Source organism: Micrococcus sp. KRD077 (assembly GCF_017168505.1).
Lineage (GTDB): Bacteria > Actinomycetota > Actinomycetes > Actinomycetales > Micrococcaceae > Micrococcus > Micrococcus luteus.
Genome location: NZ_JABFAZ010000045.1, coordinates 1 through 1,800 on the forward strand (window position 1 = coordinate 1; position 1,800 = coordinate 1,800).

Annotated in this window: 2 protein-coding genes; both read left to right on the top strand. The window is 72.5% G+C overall.

Going from position 1 to position 1,800, the window contains the following annotated elements; genetic code table 11:
* Nucleotides 1-1,268 (top strand): hypothetical protein (locus J1M39_RS10990; protein WP_206496785.1); only part of this gene is annotated, 1,268 nt, incomplete at its 5' end.
* 107 nt (nt 1,269-1,375) lie between these two features.
* Complete coding sequence (locus tag J1M39_RS10995; protein ID WP_036315027.1) at nt 1,376-1,777, top strand: helix-turn-helix domain-containing protein; 402 nt, start codon at nt 1,376-1,378, stop codon at nt 1,775-1,777.
* Nucleotides 1,778-1,800: the final 23 nt, after the last annotated feature.

A 1,800-nucleotide genomic window follows, 5' to 3' on the forward strand; every position in this document is an offset into this window, starting at 1 on the left:
AGGGACAGCCGCCCGAGCATGCGCCGCAGGACGGCGACGACGCCCCGACCCCCCGCGTCATCGGCCTCGTGGCCGACCCGGGCACCCCGTGGGCGCTCGTGCGCCGCATCGCCGGGGACGTCGAGGACCGGCTCGACGAACGCCTGCGGCAGACCGGCGGCTGGCGGGTCGAGACCCGGCAGGAGTCGCTGCCGGTCGGTGCGACCGGGGGCATGGTCCTGGAGGAGCCGGTCCGCTCACTCGCGGACGGGCAGGGATGGGACACGGTGGTCGCCGTCGTCGACCTGCCCCGGTTCGACGACCGGCGCGGCGTGGTGGCGGACGTCGTGCCGCAGCTGCGGGTCGGTGTCGTGTGCGTCCCGGCGCTGGGGGTCATCACTCCGGCCCGCCGGCTGCGGGAGACGGTGCTGCGGATCGTCGAGCACATCGACACCGCCCCGCACGTGGACCCGCCGGACGGGGAGCTGGACGTGCAGTCCTCGGACGAGTCCGGCGAGGTGGAGGAGGACGGCGGCCCGTCCCCGGCGGACGAGCCCCCCGAGCCCGACACTGACGCGCTGCGGGGCATCGCCCCGCTGGTCGACGTCGACGCGGACGTGACCACGACCACCCGGATGGGCGGCGGGTCCCGGCGCACGTCCACGGTGTACGTGAAGGGCTGGGCGGGCACGCTGCGTCTGCTGGCCGGGATGGTGATGGCCAACCGGCCGCTGCTCATGCCGCGGGACATGACGTTCACGATCGCCTCGGCCAGCGCGGCCGGTGCCTACGGCGTGTTCTTCGGCTCCATCTGGGTGCTCTCCAGCGTGATGTCCCCGGTGCGGCTCGCGGCGGTCAGCGTGCTGTCCGTGGTGCTGCTGGTGGCGTGGCTGGTCACCACGAACGGCCTGTGGACGCACGGTGCGACCCACCGGCACAGCTCGCGGCTGGACAACCTCTCCACCGTGCTCACCGTCGGTCTGGCCTGCACCGTGGTCTACGTCCTGCTCTTCGTCACGCTGCTGCTGGTCGCGCTCATGATCATCCCCGTGGAGTATCTGGAGGAGGAGCTCGACCAGCCCGGCGGCGTGCGCGACTACGTGCGGCTCGTGTGGCTCGCGGCGTCGATGGGCACGATGGCCGGAGCCGTCGGCTCGAGCCTGGACGACTCCGACCGCATCCGGAACGCCACCTACTCCCTGCGGGAACGGCATCGGCGCTCGGAGCGGCACGAGGGCGACGGGGCCGCCGAGGGCCCGACGGCGGGGGAGACCATGTCTCGGGAATGAACGCGACCCCGCCCGACGTTGAATGTAACGAGTCAAGAAGAGTGCCTCGCGGGATCAGGCCCGCGGCCCGGCGCCCTTCAGGAAAAGTCCAGGAGCAGGCGATAGACATGATGCGACATCCCGTCCATTCCCACGGAATCACGCGCTGGGTCGATGACCAGCCCCGCCCCCGCGCGGCCGCCCCCGACATCAAGGAGCGCAGCATGCCCCTCCTCCGCCACGAGATCGGCGACGTCCTGCGCGACGTCCGGCAGCTCCAGGGCCGCACCTTGCGCGAGGTCTCGCACGACGCCCGTGTCTCGCTCGGCTACCTGTCGGAGGTGGAGCGCGGCCAGAAGGAGGCCTCCTCCGAGCTGCTGGCCTCGATCTGCCAGGCGCTGGACATCCCGCTGTCCTACCTGCTGCGGGAGGTCTCGGACCGGCTCGTGGAGCAGGAGGGCATGGTCGTCCCGGACACCCTGCCGGACGATCTCACGGACCCGAGCCTGGGCTCGCTGGCCGGCCGCTGACCCCGCCACCCCCACGGCCTGTC

Excerpts from the sequence above, each read along its gene's own strand:
- J1M39_RS10995 (WP_036315027.1), top strand. The coding sequence starts at position 1,376 with ATGATGCGACATCCCGTCCATTCCCACGGAATCACGCGCTGGGTCGAT.